At 69.3% G+C, this 19,149-nt stretch carries 16 protein-coding genes; 3 read left to right on the forward strand and 13 right to left on the reverse strand.

Annotated features, from left to right (window positions below; all coding sequences use genetic code 11):
* Positions 1 to 79 precede the first annotated feature (79 nt).
* Both ACSHV8_RS39870 and rarD read left to right on the forward strand, forming a co-directional pair.
* Positions 80 to 463 (forward strand): phage holin family protein, encoded by a 384-nt coding sequence (locus ACSHV8_RS39870; protein ID WP_436524648.1) that lies wholly within the window; start codon positions 80 to 82, stop codon positions 461 to 463.
* Positions 464 to 607: 144 nt separating this feature from the next.
* Positions 608 to 1,522, forward strand: a complete 915-nt coding sequence (rarD, locus tag ACSHV8_RS39875; RefSeq protein WP_436524650.1) for an EamA family transporter RarD — start codon at positions 608 to 610, stop codon at positions 1,520 to 1,522.
* Between the two features lie 108 nt (positions 1,523 to 1,630).
* Here rarD and ACSHV8_RS39880 read toward each other — a convergent pair whose 3' ends face one another.
* A complete protein-coding gene (locus ACSHV8_RS39880) occupies positions 1,631 to 2,332 on the reverse strand; it encodes an anti-sigma factor family protein (RefSeq protein WP_436524652.1) in 702 nt (233 codons plus the stop codon).
* A 170-nt stretch (positions 2,333 to 2,502) separates the two neighbouring features.
* On the reverse strand, positions 2,503 to 3,297 hold the full coding sequence (locus ACSHV8_RS39885) for an IclR family transcriptional regulator (protein WP_436524654.1): 795 nt from the start codon (positions 3,295 to 3,297) through the stop codon (positions 2,503 to 2,505).
* A gap of 288 nt (positions 3,298 to 3,585) precedes the next feature.
* On the opposite strand from ACSHV8_RS39885, the gene ACSHV8_RS39890 reads away from it, so the two are divergent.
* A complete protein-coding gene (locus tag ACSHV8_RS39890) occupies positions 3,586 to 4,632 on the forward strand; it encodes an MFS transporter (protein WP_436524656.1) in 1,047 nt (348 codons plus the stop codon).
* Positions 4,633 to 5,269: 637 nt separating this feature from the next.
* Here the strand turns inward: ACSHV8_RS39890 and ACSHV8_RS39895 are convergent.
* From ACSHV8_RS39895 to nuoF, 11 genes are all read right to left on the reverse strand, one after another.
* Positions 5,270 to 6,229, reverse strand: a complete 960-nt coding sequence (locus ACSHV8_RS39895; protein WP_436537122.1) for a polyprenyl synthetase family protein — start codon at positions 6,227 to 6,229, stop codon at positions 5,270 to 5,272.
* Positions 6,230 to 6,344: 115 nt separating this feature from the next.
* A complete protein-coding gene (locus ACSHV8_RS39900; protein WP_436524658.1) occupies positions 6,345 to 7,256 on the reverse strand; it encodes a pyridoxamine 5'-phosphate oxidase family protein in 912 nt (303 codons plus the stop codon).
* Between the two features lie 86 nt (positions 7,257 to 7,342).
* Entirely contained in the window at positions 7,343 to 8,875 is a 1,533-nt protein-coding gene (nuoN, locus tag ACSHV8_RS39905) for an NADH-quinone oxidoreductase subunit NuoN (protein ID WP_436524660.1), read from the reverse strand.
* A gap of 2 nt (positions 8,876 to 8,877) precedes the next feature.
* A complete protein-coding gene (locus ACSHV8_RS39910) occupies positions 8,878 to 10,416 on the reverse strand; it encodes an NADH-quinone oxidoreductase subunit M (RefSeq protein WP_436524662.1) in 1,539 nt (512 codons plus the stop codon).
* Entirely contained in the window at positions 10,413 to 12,320 is a 1,908-nt protein-coding gene (gene nuoL / locus ACSHV8_RS39915; RefSeq protein ID WP_436524664.1) for an NADH-quinone oxidoreductase subunit L, read from the reverse strand. The genes ACSHV8_RS39910 and nuoL overlap by 4 nt, the downstream gene beginning before the upstream one ends.
* A gap of 11 nt (positions 12,321 to 12,331) precedes the next feature.
* Positions 12,332 to 12,631 (reverse strand): NADH-quinone oxidoreductase subunit NuoK, encoded by a 300-nt coding sequence (gene nuoK, locus ACSHV8_RS39920; protein ID WP_089295959.1) that lies wholly within the window; start codon positions 12,629 to 12,631, stop codon positions 12,332 to 12,334.
* Complete coding sequence (locus tag ACSHV8_RS39925; RefSeq protein ID WP_436524667.1) at positions 12,628 to 13,371, reverse strand: NADH-quinone oxidoreductase subunit J; 744 nt, start codon at positions 13,369 to 13,371, stop codon at positions 12,628 to 12,630. The genes nuoK and ACSHV8_RS39925 overlap by 4 nt, the downstream gene beginning before the upstream one ends.
* A complete protein-coding gene (nuoI, locus tag ACSHV8_RS39930) occupies positions 13,368 to 13,928 on the reverse strand; it encodes an NADH-quinone oxidoreductase subunit NuoI (RefSeq protein WP_436524669.1) in 561 nt (186 codons plus the stop codon). The genes ACSHV8_RS39925 and nuoI overlap by 4 nt, the downstream gene beginning before the upstream one ends.
* A 1-nt stretch (position 13,929) precedes the next feature.
* Entirely contained in the window at positions 13,930 to 15,294 is a 1,365-nt protein-coding gene (gene nuoH, locus ACSHV8_RS39935; RefSeq protein ID WP_436537124.1) for an NADH-quinone oxidoreductase subunit NuoH, read from the reverse strand.
* Positions 15,294 to 17,828 (reverse strand): NADH-quinone oxidoreductase subunit G, encoded by a 2,535-nt coding sequence (locus ACSHV8_RS39940; protein ID WP_436524671.1) that lies wholly within the window; start codon positions 17,826 to 17,828, stop codon positions 15,294 to 15,296. Before ACSHV8_RS39940 ends, nuoH begins: the two co-directional genes overlap by 1 nt.
* The gene (gene nuoF, locus ACSHV8_RS39945; RefSeq protein ID WP_436524673.1) at positions 17,828 to 19,144 is read right to left on the reverse strand and encodes an NADH-quinone oxidoreductase subunit NuoF; all 1,317 of its coding nucleotides are present in this window, start codon (positions 19,142 to 19,144) and stop codon (positions 17,828 to 17,830) included. The genes ACSHV8_RS39940 and nuoF overlap by 1 nt, the downstream gene beginning before the upstream one ends.
* Positions 19,145 to 19,149 lie beyond the last annotated feature (5 nt).

The following is a 19,149-nucleotide window of genomic DNA, read 5'->3' on the forward strand; positions in this document are numbered from 1 at the left end:
GGAATATCCGGCGGTCCACGGATGAAGATCGCGGAGTGTCGTACCCACTGGTGGCACGGCCGTGGCACGATCCCCTGCCATGGGCATCATCATCCGGCTCGTGATCACGGCGATCTCGCTGTGGATCTCGACCCTCGTCATCGACGGGATCGACGTCACCGCGGATTCCAAGCTCGGCACGGCCGGCACGTTCCTCGCGGTCGCGGCGATCTTCGGCCTGGTGAACGCGGTTCTCCGACCGATCATCAAGACGATCGGCTGCGGGCTCTACGTCTTCACCCTCGGCCTGATCGCGCTGGTCGTGAACGGTCTGCTGTTCATGCTGACCAGCTGGATCGCCGGCCAGATCGACCTGGGCTTCCACGTCGACCACTTCTGGCCGTCCGCGGTCCTGGGCGCGCTGCTCGTCGGCATCGTCAGCTGGGTGCTCAACATGCTCGTCCCCGACGGCGGCGACGACTGAGAAGCGTTTCACGGCGGGAGCGGGGGGCCGAGCGGCGCCCCGCTCCCGCCGTGCATACAGGAGCAGGCCAGAGGCCATCGATTGGCTCCGTGAGCTGAAACATATGCAAGGACCGTGTCACACATGTGCCCTTACGGTGAGGGCATGAGCGACGAGCGGCGCGGATACTTGTACGGCTTCACGGCGTACGCGATCTGGGGTTTCTTCCCGATCTATTTCAAGCTGCTCCAGCCGTCGCCGCCGTTGGAGATCCTCTCCCACCGCGTCATCTGGTCGGTCGCCTTCGTGGCGCTGCTGCTGACCGCGATGCGGAACTGGGGTTTTCTCGGCCGCATCCTGCGCACCCCGCGCCTGCTCGGCGGGGTCATCCTGGCCGGCCTGCTGATCGGCGTGAACTGGGCGACCTACATCTACGGCGTGAACTCGTCCCGCGTCGTCGAGACCGCGCTCGGCTACTTCATCACTCCGCTGGTCGTGGTCCTGCTCGGCGTCACCGTCCAGCGCGAGCGACTCCGGATCTGGCAGTGGATCGCGGTCGGGGTCGGCGCGCTCGCGGTCGCGATCCTCACGATCGACTACGGCCACCTGCCGTACATCGCGCTGGTCCTGGCTGCCTCGTTCGGCTCGTACAGCCTGATCAAGAAGCGGATGTCGCTCCCGCCCGCCGAGGGCCTGTTCATCGAGTCCGCGGTGCTCGCGCTCCCCGCGTTCGGCTATCTGACCTGGCTCAACCTGGACGGCGGAGCGAAGTTCGGGCACGTCTCGACCACGCACACGGCGCTGATGCTGTTCGCCGGCATCGCCACCGCGGTCCCGCTGCTGCTCTTCGCCGGCGCGGCCAACCGGGTGCCGCTCGTCGGCCTCGGCATCCTGCAGTACATCGCGCCGATCCTGCAGCTGGCCTGCGGCGTCCTGATCTACCACGAGCCGATGCCGGCCGCCCGCCTCGCCGGTTTCGGCCTGGTCTGGATCGCCCTGATCATCTTCACCACGGACGGCCTCCGCACGGCCCGCGCTTCAGCCCGCACCCGAGCCGCCGCCGCAGCCACCCCCGCTTAAACCCCCAAAACCGAAAATTCCGATTTGGTACGGCGGTCAAGCGCCCGACACCGATCAACGGCGCACCGGGCGCATCCCCTGTGGACGGCCCCGCTGATCCCGGACGGGTCAGCGGGGGCGGTAGGTCAGCATGACCGTGCCGTCGGAGCGGACCAGGTCCAGCCGGTCCAGGCTCTCGACCGAGAAGTGTGTGCTGGCCGGCATCCGGAACTCCGCCCCGGGATGCGCCATCCACGACCCGACCTGCTCGCTCTGGTCATCGGGCCCGTAGGCCACCAGCCGGAACGTGTACGGCTTCTCGGAAGCCGCGTACCGGCAGACCATCTCGATCTTCGTCCCGCCCGCGGTCCCGGTCACCCGGATGTTGGCGGTGATCGGTGAAGGGCCGTTGACCTCGACCATCGCCACCGCCGGCCCGGTCGCCGTGCTGCCCGGCTCTGGTCGGTTCATCAGCCAGAGCGTGACCCCACCGCCGATCACGGCGACGAGCAGAACCGCGACGAGGGTGCTGACGAGCCGTACCGAAAAGGCCTTGGCCGGGGTGGCCTGATGCTGGGGGCGGGGCGCCGGCGCGGGGCTCAGCGTCGGGTCGAGCAGCCGCGCGAACTCGTCGGCGTCGAGCCGGTCCAGCATGTCCGGCACGCGGGACAAATCGGCCACTGCTTCACGGCAGAACGAGCACGTCGCCAGGTGCTGTTCGTAGGCCGCACGTTCGGCCGGCGAAAGTGCGCCGAGGACGTACGCGGCGTCGTCGTGCCCGTCCTCACAGCGCATCTCGTCCTGCCTCCAGCCGGCTTTTGTCGTCCGCACTCTGGTACGCGACAGGCGCCGGGGAGGTTCAAATATCTCTTAAAGCCGCACCTCAAGCTGTAGCGATTCGGTCACTCGAAAGTCCCGGGGCTGCGGAAACATTCGAAAATAAATATGAGCAGGCCGAGACACCGATCGGACTGTGCACGAGCACAGTCCGGACGCCGCCCTTACGCGGTCGCGGACTCCCCGCCGGAGAGCGCCTCGGCCACGTTCCGCGCGGCGGCGGTCAGCTTCGCCCGCACCACCCGGGCCGACGTCAGCATCTCGGCGGCCGGCATCGAACAGGCCAGCACCAGCCGGCGCTCCATGTCCCGATCCGCCACCACGACGACCGCGGCCGAGGCCAGCCCCTGCCGGAACTGCCCCATCTCGATCTGCATGCCACGCCGCTCCCCCGCGGCCAGATCGGCCTCAAGCGACTCCGGCGTGGTCAGCGTGGTCGGAGTGAACGCTCGCATCCCGTAGTCCCGCAGGTACCGCGACCGCTGATCGGGCGTGAGCGTGGCCAGCAGCGCCTTCCCCAGCGCGGTCGCGTGCCCGCCCTCGTCGAAGCCGGGCGCGACGTCGTCGAGGAACGGCGATCGGGCGCCCTCGGCCGACGCGGTGACCGCTATCCGGCCGCCGACGAACCGGCCCAGGTAGTGGCTGTAACCGGTGTCGAGGGCGGCTCGGCGCAGCGCGTCGCCGACCGCGGGTGGCCCACGGAAGGCGGAGACGAGCTCGCGATATCGATCGGCGATCTCCAGGCCGACGATGTAGGTGCCGTCCTCGCGGCGGATCACGTAGCCCTCATAGGCCAGCGTTCGCACGAGGTGATACGTCGTCGCGACGGTCAGCTCGCAGCGCCGGGCGATCTGTTTCACCGTGAGCCCGCGCGGCGCCCGGCCGACCGACTCCAGCACACGCAGGGCCCGCGACACGCTCCGGATGAGATCTGACGGCTCCGCTAGGGGGTCACGCACAGCTACCTCCGAGGCCAGGGACTTACACCATATGAAGAAACTCACGGCGACGGAATGCCAAAAGCATGTGGATCACGATCGATTTGCACAGCGGGTGTGATCAATAGAACGGGGCGTGTCCGAACCTGCCCGAATTGGCTTAGTCTGCGTCCGATGCCATCTGCCTCGAATCGTCCGCCAGCACCGCCCACCACCAGGCAAAACGCCCGGCGGGCAACGATCGGGGCCCTTACCACGACCATTTCTGTTTCGATACCGGTCTTCCTGGTCGGCGGGCTGGCCGTTCAGGTGGGCCACGAGCTTCATTTCAGCCCGGCCGGTCTCGGACTCGTCGTCTCGGCCTACTTCGGAGTGAGCGCGCTCGCCTCCGTTCCGGCCGGCGCGCTGGTCGAGCGTTACGGCGCGACCCGGATCTCGCGCACCGGCATCGCGCTCTCTGCCGCCGCGCTGCTCGGCGTCGCCGTCGCCGCCAGGTCACTGTGGAGTCTCGTCGCCATCCTCGCGGTCGGCGCGGCCGGCAACGCGATGGGCCAGCTGGCCAGCAACACCAGCCTGGCCCGGCAGGTGCCGCCGAACCGGCAGGGCTTCACGTTCGGCGTGAAACAGGCCGCCATCCCGATCAGCACGCTGCTGGCGGGCGCGGCCGTCCCGGTGGTGGCGCTGACGATCGGCTGGCGGTGGGCGTTCGTCCTGGCCGGCCTGCTCGCGTGCGCGGCGATCCTGCTGGTGCCGGTCGAACCGGCCGCGGCGAAACGCTCCCGGGAGCACGGCCAGGCGACCGGAGCGTTGATCGTTATCGGACTCGCGGCGACGCTCGCGGCCGCCTCGGCCAACGCGCTCGGCACGTTCCTGGTGTCGTCGGCCGTCTCGCACGGCATCTCCCCGGCGCCGGCCGGGCTCGCCCTCACCCTGGGCGGCGCGATCTGCGGCCTGGCCCGGATCACCGGCGGCTGGCAGGCCGACCGGCGGCCCGATCGGCAGGTCGGAACCATCGCCGGGTTACTCGCCTGCGGTGCTCTCGGTCTAGAGCTTCTTTCCGTACGCGGTGAAGTCGCGCTGATCGCCGGCGTCGTCCTCGGGTTCGGCTTCGGCTGGGCGTGGCCGGGTCTGATGACCTTCGCCGTCGTCCGCCTGCATCCACAGGCCCCGGCGGCGGCCACGTCCATCACGCAGACCGGCGTCTACGCCGGCGGCTGCCTCGGCCCGCTCGGCCTCGGCGCGGTCGCCGGCCCCGCCGGCTATCCCACGATGTGGACCGTCGCCTCGATCGCCATGATAATGGCCGCCGCCCTCATGCTCCTGGGCAGCCGCCTCCTAACCCACCAAACCCTTTAACCACCCCTCAAGCAGCCCTGACCGCCAGCCCGCACTCTCCAGCTGGCACCCAGTGCTGCCCCAACCCCCTCAACACAGCCCTCACCACCAGCCCACGCCCTCCAGCTGGCACCCAGTGCTGCCTCAACCCCCTCAACACAGCCCTCACCGCCAGCCCACGCCCTCCAGCTGGCACCCAGTGCTGCCTCAACCCCTCGACACAACACTCAGCGCCAGCTCATGCTCGCGGTCTCCGGCTGGCTTTCATGGCTGTTGCGGGGTGCCGGAGGCAGCCCTGAGGACCAGCCGAGACCGTGAGCGCGGCCGGGCCCTGAGTGGCAGCCACCTTGCGAGCCCGTCACGCGAGCGCCGAGCGTGCGGCGGCACCCGCCGACCGGGCGGCCGCCGTGAAAGCGGCCGACCCGCGGTTCGAGCGCCGACGATGCCGCCTCTCTGAGCGCAGCCGGCTGGCGGCTGGGGGCGTGGGCGGGGTTGTTGCTTTGACCGTGACCAACTGACCACGTCGCCCTGGAGGGCTGAGTGTTTTGGGCGCGCCAGCGCCCTGCTCAGACCGGAAGGGTCCCCGCGGGAGCGACGATCTGGACCACAGCGGACCGAGGCAATGAAGAATTTGATCTTGAGGGTTGCGGGTCGCCGATCAGTTCGTGCGGTCGGCGATGTAGTCGCAGAGGCTTTCCATGGCGCGCTTGGCCTCGCCGTCGGGGAGCGGCGCCAGGCGGGCCCGCGCCTCCTCGGCATAGCCGCGGACGGTCTCGCGGGCCTGCTTCATCGCGGCCGACTCGCGGAGCAGGGTCAATGCCTCGGCGTGCAGCGTGTCGTCGACGATCGGGCCGGCCGAGAGGAGCTCGCGCAGGCGGACCGCGGCCGGGTCGGCGTCGTCGCCGGCCAGCGCGTAGAGGACCGGCAGCGTGGGCACGCCCTCGCGCAGGTCGGTGCCGGGGGTCTTGCCGGACTGGACGGACTCGGAGGCGATGTCCAGCAGGTCGTCGGAGAGCTGGAAGACCAGGCCGATGATCTCGCCGTAGCCGGCCAGGGCCTCGACGACCTCGGGGCGCGCGCCGGAGAAGAGCCCGCCGAAGCGGGCCGCGGTGGCGATCAGCGAGCCGGTCTTGTCGGCGATGACCTGCAGGTAGTGCTCGATGGGGTCGCGGTCGCGGGGACCGACGGTTTCCGCGATCTGGCCGTGGACCAGGCGGGAGAAGGTCTGCGCCTGCAGGTGGACGGCCTCGGTGCCGAGCTTGGCGGCGAGCTCGGCGGCCTGGGCGAACAGGTAGTCACCGACCAGGATGGCCACCGAGTTGCCCCAGCGCGCGTTGGCGCTCGGGGTGCCGCGGCGAACCGGCGCCTCGTCCATGACGTCGTCGTGGTAGAGCGTGGCCAGGTGCGTGAGCTCGACCACGTTGGCCGCGTCGATCAGCTCCGGGCGCGACGGATCGCCGAACTGGGCGGCCAGCGCGACCAGGATCGGCCGCAGCCGCTTGCCACCGGCGTCGGCGAGATGGCGCGCGGCCTCGGTCACCAGCGGGTCGGCGCTGGCGACGTGCACGCGTAGCGCCTCTTCCACGGCGGCCAGCGTCGCCGACACCGACGCGTCCATCACGGGATCGACGTCGAGGCCCAGCGACGACAACGTCAGATCACCGGTGCTCACCACGCTCCCACGATGCCATACCGGCCCACCGGTTTCTGTCCCAGGGGTCCGAGTCACAAGATCAAGAATTGCTTTTGGGAAGGCTCGCCCGGATGGCGCGGTAGGCGTCCCACGGGATGGACGGTCGGGTCAGGTTCCGGCGTTCCAGATAGCGGCGAGTCGCGGCCTGGCACTCGCGCCCGATCCGGATCGGGTCGAGCACGCTCGCCTTGCTCCGCTGGCCCGGCTCGACCAGCTTCGACGGACGAAGCAGCCAGCCTTTCTCGTCGGCGGCAAGCGACCCTCGCACGTTCGCGTTGTGCAGATTCCACAGCTTGTCGTCGTGCCGGTGGACGAGCAGACCGGCCGGTCCCTCGGCGACCGGCGCGTCCTCGGGCACCTCGACGCGGTAGCCGTCGGCCTCGGCGCTGACCGTGGTGCGGATCAGCACGGGTGCGCCCTGGTCGTCGACCGCGATCAGGACGACGCTCGGGTACTGCGCGAGCACCTCGGCGCCGATCAGCGCGCTGCCGGCGACGGCGTTCGCGGCGGCCGGCAGCGGGCGGGTGACCACCTCGGCCGGCGCCACGGTGATCTTGAGGCGCATGTAATAGAAATCGGTCATCTTGTTGGTCGGCCAGTTCAGGTATTTCTGGCTCGACGGCTGGCGCTCCATCAGCACCGCCCACAGTCGCGCGAGGTCGCCGACCGGCTCGGTGTGCACCTCGTCCGGGCAGGTGGCGACGCCGCGGACGAGGATCTGCTCGGGCGCGTCCAGGCCGCTCGCGGCCGGCTCGGAGAAGAGCAGGGCCACCCGGCCGTCCCGGCGGATGTTGTACGCCTTCTGCGGGTACCCCAGCGACGTGGTCAGCAGGAACGTCCCGTCGTCGAGGCGCAGGCCCGAGGTGGGCCAGGCGACCGGTGAGCCGTCCTTGGTCAGGGTCGCCAGCTCACAGGTGCGGTAGGCGTCGATCACTTCGGGCAGAGAGTTCACGCGCGAGATCTTAAGTGGATCTCGTTGACGTCGGATAAACGGCGGCGGCCCCGGGCGGGATGCCCGGGACCGCCTCGCGGAACGGTTCAGCGCACGAACTGGGCGGCGTCGCGCGTCAGGTCGAGCAGCGGCGTCGGGAACACGCCGATGGCCAGGGTCACGAGCACCCCGAGGCCCAGCGCGGCCGACGTCAGGAAGCCCGGGATGGAGACGGCCGGCGTGGACTCGCCCGGCTCGGACTGCCACATCAGCACGACGACCCGCAGGTACGGGAACGCGATGAGCATGCTGCTGATCACGCCGAAGATGACCAGCCAGATCTGCCCGCCCTCGTAGGCCGCCCCGAAGACCGCGAACTTGGCGGTGAAGCCACTGGTCAGCGGGATGCCGGCGAAGGCCAGCAGGATCAGCGTGAACACGCCGGCCAGCAGCGGGCTCTTGCGGCCGATCCCGGCCCAGCGGGACAGATGCGTGGCCTCGCCCTCCGAGTCACGGACCAGGCTCACGATGGCGAACGCGGCGAGCACCGAGAAGCCGTACGCGACCAGGTAGAGCAGCGTGCTCCGCAGGCCGGCCTCGTTGAGCGCGAGCACACCGACCATCAGGTAGCCGGCGTTGGCGATCGACGAGTAGGCCAGCAGGCGCTTCATGTCGGTCTGGGTGACCGCCAGGATCGCGCCGACGAACATGGTCAGCACCGCGACCGTGCCCAGCACCGGCTGGAAGTCCCAGCGCACGCCCTCGAACGCCACGTAGAGCACCCGGAGCAGGGCCCCGAACGCGGCGACCTTGGTGCAGGCGGCCATGAACGCGGTGATCGGGGTGGGCGCGCCCTGGTAGACGTCCGGCGTCCAGACGTGGAACGGGGCGAGCGCGCTCTTGAAGAGCAGGCCGATCGAGACCAGGCCCAGGCCGCCGTAGAGCAGCAGCTGGCTGCGCTGCGGGTTGGCGACCGCGTCGTGCACGACGCTGAGCTGCACGCCGCCGGCGAAGCCGTAGAGCAGGGCGACCCCGAACAGGAAGAACGCCGAGGCGTACGACCCGAGCAGGAAGTACTTGAGGGCGGCCTCCTGGCTGAGCAGGCGCCGGCGACGGGCCAGCGCGCACAGCAGGTACAGCGGCAGCGAGAAGACCTCCAGCGCCACGAACATGGTGAGCAGGTCGTTCGCGGCGACGAAGAGCAGCATGCCGCCGAGCGCGAACGCGGTCAGCGGGTACACCTCGGTCAGCCCGGGCTGGCCGGCCGACTGGCGGCTGTCCTTGTCCGAGCCGACCACGACCGCCGCCTGGGCGACGAACGCGCCGCCGGCCTCGACCGACCGCTCCCCGATCAGGAGCAGCGAGACCGCGCCGAGCACCAGGATCGCGCCCTGCAGGAAGATCGACGGACCGTCGAACGCGACCGCACCGCCGATCGTGACGACCCGGGTGTTCCGGTTGACGATCACCACGGTCAGCGCGGCGACCACGCCCAGCAGGGTCAGCACCAGCTGGACCACGTTGCGGGCCCGGCGCGGCACGAACACCTCGACCAGGACACCCAGGCAGGCCACGCCGAAGAGGATCAACATGGGCGCGAGCGCGCCGTAGTCGATCGAGGGCAGCTCCAGCTTGTCCATGGCTAACGGCCTGCCTTTCCGTCCGCGACCGTCGGGGTCGGGTCCTGCGTACCGACGTCCTGAAGGGTCTTCTGAACCGCCGGGTTGATCACGTCGGTGACCGGCTTCGGGTAGAAGCCGAGCACCAGCAGGAGGGCGATCAGCGGGGCGACGACGACCTTCTCCCGGAGGGAGAGGTCCTTGCGCATCGCCGGGACCTCGTCCAGAGCCGGATTGAGGGTGCCCTGCGTGGTTCTTTGGATCATCCAGAGGACGTACGCGGCGGCCAGCACGATGCCCGCGGTGGCGATCACCGCGTACGGCTTGTGCGTGCTGAACGTGCCCAGCAGCACCAGGAACTCACTGACGAACGGGGCGGTGCCGGGCAGCGCGAGCGACGCGAGACCGGCGAAGAACAGCACCCCGGCCAGCACCGGAACCAGCTTGCCGGCCCCACCGAAGTCGCTGACCAGCGACGACCCGCGCCGGGCGACGAACATGCCGACCACGATGAACAGCAGGCCGGTGGCCAGACCGTGGTTGACCATGTAGAGCACCGAGCCGGTGCCGCCCTGTGTGGTGAAGGCGAAGATGCCGATGCCGATGAACCCGAAGTGGGCGATCGACGTGTACGACACCAGGCGCTTCAGGTCGTTCTGCCCGACCGCCAGCAGCGCCGCGTAGATGATGCCGATCACCGACAGGATCAGGGCGGCCGGGGCGAACCAGCGCGACGCCTCCGGGAACAGTGGGAGGCAGTAGCGCAGGATGCCGAACGTACCGACCTTGTCCATCACGCCGACCAGCAGCGCGGCCGCACCCGCCGGGGCGGCACCACCGGAGTCCGGTAGCCAGGTGTGGAACGGGAAGAACGGCGCCTTGATCGCGAACGCCACGAAGAAGCCCAGGAACAGCCACCGCGCGGTGTCCGTGTCGAACGACGAGCCGGCCTTGACCAGCGCCTCGAAGTCGAACGTGTGCCCGCCGACCACCCACAGCCCGATCACCGCGGCCAGCATGAACAGGCCGCCGACCAGGCTGTAGAGGAAGAACTTGACCGCGGCGTACTGCTTCTGGCCGCTGCCGAACGAGCCGATGATGAAGTACATCGGGATCAGCATGATCTCGAAGAACACGTAGAACAGGAAGATGTCCGCCGCGGCGAACACCCCGATCATGGTGAACTCGAAGGCCAGCAGCAGGGCGAAGTAGGTCGGCGCGGACCGGCGGCTCTGGTCCACGTCGTGCCAGGACGCCAGGATGACCACCGGGAACAGCACCGCGATGAGCATCAGCATGACCAGCGCGATGCCGTCGGCGGCGAAGGTGAAGTTGACACCCCAGTCGCGGATCCAGGCGTACGACTCGTGGAACTGGAAGCGGTCCTGGCTGTCGACCGAGAACGCGACCCACATGACGATGCTGAGCGCCAGCACCACCAGTGACCAGATCAACGCGATGATCTTGGCCAGCTCGGCCTTGGCCCGCGGAACGGCGGCCACCACGCCCGCCCCCACCAGGGGAAGCAGCGTGAGAATGGAGAGATAGGGAAAGTCTTTCACGCCAGCCACCCCAACTGGATCGCGAGGAAGGCGCCGACCACGAGCATCGCGCCGGTGAGCATGGAGAGGGCGTACGAGCGGACGAACCCGGTCTGCAGCCGCCGCAGTCGCCCGGAGCCACCGCCGACCCCGGCCGCCAGCCCGTTGACCAGGCCGTCGATCCCCCGGTTGTCCAGGTAGACCAGGGCTCGGGTGAGGTAGATGCCGGGCCGCTCGAACACCGCCTCGTTGAACGCGTCGGTGTAGAGGTTGCGCCGGGCCGCGGTGACCACGATCCCGGCCGGTTCCGGCGCGAGCGCGGTCCCCCGGCGGAACATCGCCCAGGCCAGGCCCGCCCCGGCGGCCGTCAGCGCGAGGCTGCCGACCGTGATCCAGATGCTCTCGTGGTGCTCCGGCTGCTCACCGAAGACCGGGTTGAGCCAGTCCACCACGGTCGTGGACATCACCCAGCCGGCCGCGATCGAGCCGAGCGCCAGCAGGATCAGCGGGATCGTCATGATCGCCGGCGACTCGTGCGGGTGCTTGTTGTCCTCGGTGTGCCGCTCGGGCCCGTGGAAGGTGAGCACGAAGAGCCGGGTCATGTAGAAGGCGGTCAGGCCCGCGCCGAGCATGGCCGCGCCGCCGAACAGCCAGCCGGTCCAGCCCTCGCGGTCGAACGCCGCCGCGATGATCGGCTCCTTGGTGAAGAAGCCGGAGAGCGGCGGGATGCCGATGATCGCCAGCCAGCCCATCATGAACGTCAGCCAGGTGACCCGCATGTACTTGCGGAGGCCACCGAACCGCCGGATGTCAACCTGGTCGTGCATCCCGTGCATGACCGAGCCGGCCCCGAGGAACATGTTGGCCTTGAAGAAGCCGTGGGCCAGCAGGTGGATGATCGCCAGCGCGTAGGCCGCGCCGCCGAGCCCGACCCCCAGGAACATGTAGCCGATCTGGCTCACCGTCGACCAGGCCAGCACCCGCTTGATGTCGTCCTTGGCGGCGCCGATGATGCAGCCGATGAGCAGCGTCAGCGCACCGACGCTGACCACCACCAGCTGCAGCGTCTCGTTGGCCGAGAAGATCGGGTTGGAGCGGGCGATCAGGTAGACGCCGGCGGTGACCATGGTGGCCGCGTGGATGAGGGCGGAGACCGGGGTCGGGCCCTCCATCGCGTCCGGGAGCCACGCCTGCAGCGGGAACTGGCCGGACTTGCCGGCCGCGCCGAGCAGCAGGAGCAGGCCGATGATCAGCACCGTGGTGGCGCTCATCGAGGTGACCCCGCTGAACACCGCGTCGTACTGGGTGCTGCCGACCGTGGTGAACATCAGGAACACGCCGATGGCCAGGCCGGCGTCGCCGACCCGGTTCATCAGGAACGCCTTCTTGCCGGCGGTGGCCGCCGACGGGCGCGTGTACCAGAAGGAGATCAGCAGGTAGGACGCGACACCGACGCCCTCCCAGCCGAAGTAGAGCATCACGTAGTTGTTGCCGAGGACGAGCAGGAGCATCGCCGCGACGAACAGGTTGAAGTAGGCGAAGAACCGCCGGCGGCCCGCGTCGTGCTCCATGTAGCCGACCGCGTACAGGTGGATCAGTGATCCGACGCCGGTGATCAGCAGGACGAAGATGCCCGAGAGCGGGTCGAAGAGCAGTCCGAAGTCGACCTTCAGGCTGCCCACGTCGATGAAGTCGAAGAGGCTCAGCTGCGCCGATCGGTGCTCGGCGTCGAGGCCGCCGAGCTTGATGAAGAAGATCAGCCCGAGTACGAACGAACTGGCCACCGCCAGGACGCCGAGCCAGTGTCCCCACTTGTCGGCACGCTTGCCGAGCAGCAGCAGGATCGCGGCACTGGCCAGCGGGATGGCCACGAGCAGCCAGATGCTGCTCAGCACTCCCGTCGCCGGGGCGTAGGTGTGTTCCACAACAGGCCCCTTCAGTACTTCAGGAGGTTCGCGTCGTCGACGCTCGCCGAGCGTCGAGTCCGGAAGATCGACATGATGATGGCGAGGCCGACCACGACCTCGGCCGCGGCGACGACCATCACGAAGAACGAGATGATCTGCCCGTCCAGGCCGCCGTTGATCCGGCTGAAGGTGACCAGCGCCAGGTTCGCCGCGTTCAGCATCAGCTCGATGCACATGAACAGGACGATCGCGTTGCGCCGGACCAGCACGCCGGCCGCCCCGATGGTGAACAGGATCGACGCCAGAATCAGGTAGTAGTCGGGGGTCACTTCTCGGTTCCCTTCGGGGCGACCTCGGAAGTCGTCAGCTCCCGGACCGGCAGGATCGGCGAGATGCTGTTCTCCGTCCCGTTGCCGTCGGGCAGCCGGGCCGGCGCGGCCACCGACATGGTGTTCGCGTAAACGCCCGGGCCCGGCTTCGGTCCGGGGTAGTTGCCCGGCAGGAAGCGCTCCCTCATCCGGGTCACCTGGTCGGCCTTGTCGCCCTTGGCCCGCTCGACGTGGGCCAGGATCATCGCGCCGACCGCCGCGGTGATCAGCAGCGCCGACGTGACCTCGAAGGCGAACACGTACTTGGTGAACAGCAGCGCGGCCAGGCCCTTGACGTTCCCGCCCTGGTTGGCCGCGTCCAGGCCGACCGTCGGGGTGCCCTGCAGACCGCGGGCCACACCCGTGCCGACCAGGGCCGCGAAGCCGAGGCCGAGCAGGATCGCCGCGATCCGCTGACCGCGCAGCGTCTCGATGAGCGAGTCGGACGCGTCCCGGCCGACCAGCATCAGCACGAACAGGAACAGCATCATGATCGCGCCGGTGTAGACGATGATCTGCACGAAGCCTAGGAACGGGGCCTGGTTGACCACGTACAGGATGCCGAGGTTGAGCATGGTGACGACCAGGCACAGGGCCGAGTGCACGGCGTTGCGGGCCAGCACCATGCCGAGGGCCCCGAGTACCGCGAGCGAGCCGAGGATCCAGAACGCGACCTGTTCCCCGGTCGACACGTGAGTCATTCCGTGTCCTCCTGAACGAGCGGCGACTTCTCCGCGCCGGCCGAGGTGCCCGGGTTGGTGAGCGCGCCGACGTAGTAGTCCTTGTCGGTCTCGCCCAGGCGCATCGGGTGCGGCGGCTGCTCCATCCCGGGCAGCAGCGGGGCCAGGAGTTCCTTCTTGGTGAAGATCAGGTCCTGGCGGTTGTCGCGGGCCAGCTCGTACTCGTTGCTCATGGTCAGCGAGCGGGTCGGGCAGGCCTCGATGCAGAGCCCGCAGAAGATGCAGCGGGTGTAGTTGATCTGGTAGATCTTCGCGTACCGCTCACCCGGCGAGAATCGCTGCTCGTCGGTGTTGTCGCCGCCCTCGACGTAGATCGCGTCGGCCGGGCAGGCCCAGGCGCACAACTCGCAGCCGATGCACTTCTCCAAGCCGTCCGGGTGACGGTTGAGGATGTGCCGCCCGTGGTAGCGCGGGGCCGGCCGGGGCGGGGCGAACGGATAGTCGGTGGTGACCACCTTGCGGAACATGTGCGCGAAGGTCACCCCGAAGCCCTTGAAGGAGCCGGTCACCGTGTTCACGTCACACCTCCTTCGACTCGGAGTCGCCGCCCACGGCGGCCGGGGCACGCTCGGCGACCGCTCGGCGGGCACGCGGGCTCGGGGGGACCTGCAGATCGATCGGGGGAACCGGGAAGCTGCCCGGTGGGCGACGCGCCAGCTGCTCCTCGAGCGACCGCTCGCGGGGTTTCGGCTTCGACGGCCAGAACAGGACGACGAGCAGGAAGATCAGCGCGATCCCGATGGTCGGACCCCACTTGGCCAGGCCGGTGACCAGGCCGTTGTGGATGATCTTGAACCAGGACAGCACCAGGATCCAGACCAGGTTGGCCGGGATCAGAACCTTCCAGCCGAACCGCATGAACTGGTCGTAGCGCATCCGGGGAAGCGTGGCCCGCAGCCAGATGAAGCCGAAGAGCAGGCCGAACACCTTGAGGAAGAACCACAGCAGCGCCCAGTAACCGGAGTTCGCCCCGTGCCAGACCGCGGTGATCGGCCACGGCGCCCGCCAGCCACCCAGGAACAGCGTGGTGCAGAACGCCGAGACGGTGATCATGTTGATGTACTCGGCCAGGAAGAACAGTGCGAACTTGAACGACGAGTACTCGGTGTGGAAACCGCCGACCAGCTCGGACTCGGCCTCGGGCAGGTCGAACGGTGCTCGGTTGGTCTCACCGACCGCCGAGATCATGTAGACCAGGAAGCTCGGCAGCAGCAGAACGCAATACCAGCCGGGCACCGTGATCTCGTGTCCGAAAAAGCTCGTCGGCTGGCCGGCCGCCTGCGACCGGACGATCTCCGAGGTGCTCATCGAGCCGGCGGTCATGAAGACCGCCACGATGGAAAGACCCATCGCTACCTCGTACGAAATCATCTGTGCACTTGATCGAAGACCACCCAGAAGCGGGTACGTGGACCCGGAGGCCCACCCGGCCAGCACCACGCCGTAGACGCTCATCGACGAGCAGGCCAGCAGCACGAGCACCGAGACCGGTACGTCGGTGAGCTGCAGCGCCGTCCGATGACCGAACATGGTCACCACGCCGCCGAACGGGATCACCGCGAACGCCGTGAACGCCGTCGTCGCCGAGATGACCGGGGCGATGAAGTAGACCACCTTGTCCGCCGTACGCGGGATGATCTCCTCCTTGAACGGCAGCTTCAGGCCGTCGCTCAGTGAGGTCAGATAGCCGCGGAAACCGACCTGGTTGGGGCCCGGCCGGACCGCCATCCGGGCCACGACCTTGCGCTCGTAGTTGATCGTGAACAGCGTCAGCAGCAACAGCATGACGAACAGACCGACCAGCTTGATCAGCACGATCCACCAGACGTCGTGCTCGAACGTCTGCAGCGTCGGATCCTCCGCGTGCGCCGCAAGAATGTCGATCACTGGTCAACTCCCTCGGCGAGGATCGGGCCGGGCAGACCGGCCGACAACCGGACCACCGCGCCGGCCGTGACGCCGAGGTCGCGGCGCACCGTCGAACCCGGCGAGTTGGTCGGCAGCCAGACCACCTGGTCGGGCAGGTCGGTGATGGCGGCCGGCAGGGTCACCGAGCCGCGATCGGTGCGGACCGTCAGCAGGTCCCCGTCGGCGACCCGCAGCTGCTCGGCCAGCGCCTTGCCGAGCCGGACGACCGGCGGGCGGGCGGTGCCAGCCAGCACCTCGTCGCCGTCCAGCAGCGAACCCAGGTCGATCAGCTGGTGCCAGGTGGCCAGGACCGCGGCGCGCTCACCCGGTTCGGCCAGTGCCTCGGCGGCGACCGACGGCGCTTCGGTACGGGCCGTGCTGGCCGGCATGGCGCCCAGCTCGCGACGGACCGCCTGCACGTCCCCGGTGTTCAGAGTCACGTCGAGCAGCGCCGCGATCGCCTCCAGCACCCGCCCGTCGGTGAGCGCCGTGCTGCCCCGCAGGACCGTCTCGAAGGACCGCAGCCGGCCCTCCCAGTCCATGTAGGTGCCGGACTTCTCCACCGCCGGCGCGATCGGCAGGACCACGTCGGCCCGCTCGGTGACCGTGCTGCGGCGCAGCTCCAGGCTGACCAGGAACGGCACCGCGTCCAGGGCCTGCTCGGCCAGGACCGGGTCGGCCAGGTCACCCGGGTCGACCGCGCCGACCAGCAGACCGCCGAGCGTCCCGTCGGAGGCCGCCGCGATGATCGCGTCGACGTCCCGGCCGGGTCGGCTGGGCAGCACGCCGCTCGCGACCGACCAGGACATGGAGAGCTCGGCGCGCGCCGACGGGTCGCTGACCGGGCGACCGCCCGGCAGCAGGTTCGGCAGGCAGCCGGCGTCCACGGCACCCCGGTCACCGGCCCGGCGCGGCACCCAGGCCAGCCGCGCTCCGGTCCGGGCGGCCAGGGCCGCCGCCGCCGAGAGACCGCCCGGCACGGTGGCCAGGCGCTCGCCGACGATCAGCAGGCTGCCGGGCGCGCTGAGCGCCGCGGCGACCGCCGGGTCGGTGTTCAGCAGCCGGGCCTCGTCGCCCGGGACAGCCGCGACGAGCGCGGCCCCGAGCTTGTCGAATCCTCGGGTCAGGAACGGCGCGACCGCGGTGACCGGCAGTTTCTTGTGGTTGTGAGCTTTGCGCAGGCGCAGGAAGAGGATCGGGCACTCCTCCTCCGGCTCCAGACCGACGATCAGGACCGACGGGGCGTTCTCGACATCGCCGTACGTCACGTCCGAGACCCCGGCCACCGCGGCGGCGAGGAAATCGGCCTCCTCGGTGACCCCGGTCGGCGAGCCGGTGGCCCGCACCGGGCGGGCCCGGAAGTCGACGTCGTTGGTGCCAAGAACAAGACGGGCGAATTTCGCGTACGCGTACGCGTCCTCCACCGTCAGCCGGCCGCCCGGAAGAACCCCGACACCGCGCTCACGTGCGGTGCGGAGCCCCTCGGCCGCGGCCAGAAGCGCCTCGCTCCAGGACGCCTCGCGTAGCTGCCCGGTACGCGAGTCACGGATCAACGGCGTGGTGATCCGGTCGTCGGCCGTGGTGTAACGGAAACCCCACCGGCCCTTGTCGCAGTTCCACTCCTCGTTGACCGCCGGGTCGTCGCCGGCCAGCCGGCGCAGCACCTTCCCGCGGCGGTGGTCGGCCCGCTGGGAGCAGCCGGCCGAGCAGTGCTCGCAGGTCGTCGGCGAGGAGACCAGGTCGAACGGGCGGGCGCGGAACCGGTACTGCTCACCGGTGAGCGCGCCGACCGGGCAGATCTGGACGGTGTTGCCGGAGAAGTACGAGTTGAACGCGACGTCCCCCTCACCCTCGCCGACCTGGCCGTCACCGGTGCCCGTCCCGCCGAAGAAGTCGTCGCGGTAGACGTTGATCTGCTCGCCCGAGGAGCGGTCCATCAGGTCGATGAACTTGTCCCCGGCGATCTCCTCGGAGAACCGGGTGCAGCGCTGGCAGAGCACGCAGCGCTCCCGGTCCAGCAGCACCTGGCTGGAGATGTGGATCGGCTTCTCGTACTCCCGCTTGGGCTCGTGGAACCGGGACTCGGCGCGGCCGGTGCTCATCGCCTGGTTCTGCAACGGGCACTCGCCGCCCTTGTCGCAGGTCGGGCAGTCCAGCGGGTGGTTGATCAGCAGCAGCTCCATCACGCCGGCCTGGGCCTTGGCCGCGACCGGCGAGCTGAGCTGGGTCTTCACGATCATGCCCTCGGCCACCGTCTGGGTGCACGAGGCGATCGGCTTGCGCTGGCCCTCGACCTCGACCAGGCACTGGCGGCAGGCGCCGGCCGGGGCCAGCAGCGGGTGGTCGCAGAACCGCGGGATCGCGATCCCCATCCGCTCGGCGACCCGGATGACCAGCTCGCCCTTCTCGGCCTGGACCTCTACGCCGTCGATGGTGAGCGTCACTTCGTCTTTTTTGGGGCCTACGCCGCTGCTGGGCACAGCGTCGGTCCTCTTCGCTACGTCGGTCATCAGTGCGCTCCTACGAGGGACTTCTCGGAGAGCCGCGGCGCGGTGCGGCCCTCGATGTAGCCGAGGTAGTCGTCCCGGAACCACTTGAGCGTCGAGACGACCGGCGTCGCCGCGCCGTCACCGAGGCCACAGAAGGACCGGCCGAAGATGTTGTCCGCGGTGTCCTGCAGCGTGTCCAGGTCGGCGACGGTGCCGTGACCGGCGAGGATCCGCCGATAGGTACGGACCATCCAGTAGTTGCCCTCCCGGCACGGGGTGCACTTGCCGCACGACTCGTGGTGGTAGAACTCCAGCCACCGCCACGTGTTGTAGACCGGGCAGTCCTGGTCCGAGAAGATCTGCATCGCCGTGGTGCCGAGAATCGAACCGGCCGCCGCGACACCCTCGAAGTCCATCGCGGTGTCGATGTGCTCGGCCGTCAGCAGCGGCGTGGACGAGCCGCCCGGTGTCCAGAACTTGAGGTTGTGGCCCGGCTGCATCCCGCCCGCCAGCTCGATCAGCTCGCGCAGGGTGATACCGAGGCCGCACTCGTACTGTCCGGGATTGACCACCCGTCCGGAGAGCGAGTAGATCATCGGGCCGGCCGACTTCTCGGTGCCCATGCTCTTCCACCAGTCGGCGCCGCCCAGCACGATGTACGGCACGCTGGCGATCGTCCCGACGTTGTTGACCACGGTCGGGCTGGCGTACAGGCCGGCGATGGCCGGGAAGGGCGGGCGCAGCCGGGGCTGGCCGCGGAACCCTTCGAGGGAGTCGAGCAGCGCGGTCTCCTCGCCGCAGATGTACGCGCCGGCGCCGCTGTGCACCACCAGTTCCAGGTCGAACCCGGAGCCGAGGATGTTCTCACCGAGGTAACCGGCGGCGTACGCCTCCTGGACCGCGTTGCGCAGCCGCCGCGCGGCGTGCACGGCCTCGCCGCGGATGTAGATGAAGGCCCGGTTGGCGCGGATCGCGTACGACGCGATGATCGCGCCCTCGATCAGCGAGTGCGGGTCGTAGGTCATCAGCGGCAGGTCCTTGCAGGTGCCCGGCTCGCCCTCGTCCGCGTTGATCACGAGGTAGTGCGGCTTGCCGTCGCCCTGCGGGATGAACCCCCACTTCAGGCCGGTCGGGAAGCCGGCCCCGCCACGACCGCGCAGCCCGGAGTCCTTGATCAGCTGGATCATGTCGTCCGGGTGGACGTCGAGCGCCTTGCGCAGTGCCTGGTACCCGTCGAGCCGCTCGTAGACGCCAATCTGCCAGGCGTCCGGCGAGAGCCACCGCTTGGTCAGCACCGGGGTGAGCTTCTGGAGCACCTCCGGCCGGGGTTGAGTCATTTCTT

The sequence above is a fragment of the Actinoplanes sp. HUAS TT8 genome (genome assembly GCF_051380535.1).
GTDB lineage: Bacteria > Actinomycetota > Actinomycetes > Mycobacteriales > Micromonosporaceae > Actinoplanes.

Excerpts from the sequence above, each read along its gene's own strand:
- ACSHV8_RS39870 (WP_436524648.1), top strand. The coding sequence starts at position 80 with ATGGGCATCATCATCCGGCTCGTGATCACGGCGATCTCGCTGTGGATC.
- rarD (WP_436524650.1), top strand. The coding sequence starts at position 608 with ATGAGCGACGAGCGGCGCGGATACTTGTACGGCTTCACGGCGTACGCG.
- ACSHV8_RS39895 (WP_436537122.1), bottom strand. The coding sequence starts at position 6,229 with ATGGACGCGTCGGTGTCGGCGACGCTGGCCGCCGTGGAAGAGGCGCTA.
- nuoN (WP_436524660.1), bottom strand. The coding sequence starts at position 8,875 with ATGGACAAGCTGGAGCTGCCCTCGATCGACTACGGCGCGCTCGCGCCC.
- ACSHV8_RS39925 (WP_436524667.1), bottom strand. The coding sequence starts at position 13,371 with ATGACTCACGTGTCGACCGGGGAACAGGTCGCGTTCTGGATCCTCGGC.
- ACSHV8_RS39940 (WP_436524671.1), bottom strand. The coding sequence starts at position 17,828 with ATGACCGACGTAGCGAAGAGGACCGACGCTGTGCCCAGCAGCGGCGTA.
- nuoF (WP_436524673.1), bottom strand. The coding sequence starts at position 19,144 with ATGACTCAACCCCGGCCGGAGGTGCTCCAGAAGCTCACCCCGGTGCTG.